Below are 2,463 nucleotides of genomic sequence, written 5' to 3'. Positions count from 1 at the left end.
TTGATACAATTTGATTCTCTAATCACTCTTCAGCAACTAAAAATTGATCAACTAAACAAGGTAAAAAAAGCTTTATTGCAGCAAATGTTTCCTGAGCAGGATAGCAAAATCCCTAAAACTCGTTTTTCTAGATTCACCGATCCTTGGGAACAACGAAAGTTAGGGGAAATGGGGAAAATTAGTAGAGATAGCGTGTCTCCAAATTTATATCCTAAAAATGAATTTATAGAGTACAGTATGCCCGCTTACGACTTAGGAAAAAAGCCACAGATTGTTATGGGAGAGACAATGTTAAGTAATCGTCTTAAGATCAAAGGCGATTTGCTGCTAATAAATAAATTAAATGTTCACCAAAGAAGAATTTGGTTAGTAAATGAAGCTAAAGAAAATTCAGTTTCTTCTACTGAGTTTCTTCCATATTCGTCAAGTCAAATAAACTTACGTTTTTTAAATCAATTCTTGTTATCAGACAGGGCAACAAGAGACCTTATTTCAATTTCATCAGGTTCTTCGAATAGTCAGAAACGGATAATCCCGAGCGATCTTTTGAATTATAGTATTTATGTTCCAACAATCAAAGAGGAACAGTCTACTATAGGAAATTACTTTAGTAATTTTGATTCCCTCATCGACTTCCATCGGTGTAAGTTAGATCAATTAAAACAAGTGAAAAAATTTTTACTACAAAATATGTTCATATAATTTTACAAAGTAAACACCTCCCTAAACAATTAAGGCAGAGCTTAATGTTTTAAGGAGGTATTTTTATGGCTCGTAAAAAGTACAGTACAAAGTTGTTCTACAAGTATTACTTGGATTGGATCCATCTATACAAAGAAAATGCAGTGAGGCCAATTACTTTGAAAAAGTATTTTTTGGTACAGAAACAAATCAAAGAACTTGCTCCAGATTTACACATGAATGAGTTGAGTAGACAAAATTATCAGAGAATTATCAATAAGTATGCTCAAAATCATGAAAAAGCTACTGTTCTAGATTTTCACCATCATTTGAAGGCATGTATTTTTGATGCAGTTGATGACGGAGCAATGGAATCAGATCCGACAAGAAGAATTATAATTAAGGGATGTAAGCCTAAACCAAAAAAATCAAAGTTTCTTAGTTTCTATGACCTTCAAAGATTGTTACATTACTTAGATCTTGGAAATGACATCAATTGGGATTGGTTTATATTGCTAATTGCAAAAACAGGGTTAAGATATGCTGAAGCTTTAGCTTTAACTCCAGAAGATTTTGATTTTGAAAAACAACAAATTATTGTAAATAAATCTTGGGATTACAAGAGTAAAGTAGGACACTTTCAACCTACCAAAAATCCATCATCAAAAAGAAAAGTTACAGTTGATTGGCAGTTAATGCAACAATTCAAGACAATGATGCAAGATATTGATGATAAAGATTTGATCTTTGTCAGAAAAGGACAAAGCGTCTATAATTCTCTGGTTAACACACGACTTAATAAATATTGCGATAAATTGGAAATCCCTAGAATTTCAATCCATGGGTTAAGACATACACATGCTTCATTACTGCTTTACGAAGGTGTCTCAATTGCAAGTGTTGCAAAAAGACTTGGGCATAGTAACACAACAACAACTCAAGAGACATATATCCATATCATTCAAGAGCTAGAAAACAAAGATAGTGATAAGATAATGCAACATCTTTCCAAGTTAATCTAAATTAAAAATGCATCGGTAATGATACGATCATACATAGAAGAGCATGTATCATTTTTACGATGCATTTTGTTTAGATAAACATATTTTGTAGCAAAAATTTCTTTACTTGTTTTAGTTGATCTAACTTACGCTGATGAAGGGCAATGAGGGTATCTAAATTAGACAAAAAATTACTTATCACGTTTTGTTCTTCCAATGAAGGAACAGACAATTCAAATTTGAATAAAGTCTTTTCGTGAATCCGCTTACTTCCAGTTCCAATAGCAAGTGCTTCTTTTGGTTTATAGTAAGTCGGACGGCCTATATAATCTAAAAGATATTGACTATTTATATTAGAAATATTTAAAGCTGGTACGTCACCAGAAGTAGCAAATCCTTCAGCTTCGTTAGGAATTAATGCAATTGAACCATGGAAAAAATTTTGTTTACCATACAATAGTTGACCAGCATGTCTTCTATAGTATTGTGTAGCTCCCAGCTTTAAAGTCTCTCGATTAGCTGACAAAGTAATTCCTTCCATATTCAGCTTCAAAGTCATCAATTTCAACTCTTGAATATTTGAGATTTGTTCTTTTTCTGGTGTTGATAAAAAATCCCCTAACTTCCGCTGTTCCCAAGGATCGGTGAATCTAGAAAAACGAGTTTTAGGGATTTTGCTATCCTGCTCAGGAAACATTTGTTGCAATAAAGCTTTTTTTACCTTGTTTAGTTGATCAATTTTTAGTTGCTGAAGAGTGATTAGAGAATCAAATTGTATCAA

General features: G+C 32.4%; 3 protein-coding genes. 2 read left to right on the top strand and 1 reads right to left on the bottom strand.

Features of this window, described 5'->3' with window-relative positions:
• Positions 1–702: restriction endonuclease subunit S (locus BN52_RS04190; RefSeq protein WP_040473374.1), on the top strand; the 702-nt coding region annotated here is incomplete at its 5' end.
• Between the two features lie 65 nt (positions 703–767).
• Positions 768–1,703: a site-specific integrase gene (locus BN52_RS04185; protein ID WP_008473002.1), complete on the top strand. Its 936-nt coding sequence runs from the start codon at positions 768–770 to the stop codon at positions 1,701–1,703.
• Between the two features lie 70 nt (positions 1,704–1,773).
• Here BN52_RS04185 and BN52_RS04180 read toward each other — a convergent pair.
• Positions 1,774–2,463 (bottom strand): restriction endonuclease subunit S (locus BN52_RS04180; RefSeq protein ID WP_040473373.1); only part of this gene is annotated, 690 nt, incomplete at its 5' end.

Origin of the sequence: Lactobacillus gigeriorum DSM 23908 = CRBIP 24.85 (assembly GCF_000296855.1) — a bacterium.
GTDB lineage: Bacteria > Bacillota > Bacilli > Lactobacillales > Lactobacillaceae > Lactobacillus > Lactobacillus gigeriorum.
The sequence above is the reverse complement of the archived record's forward strand: the minus strand, read 5'-3'. Positions and strand labels throughout refer to the sequence as shown.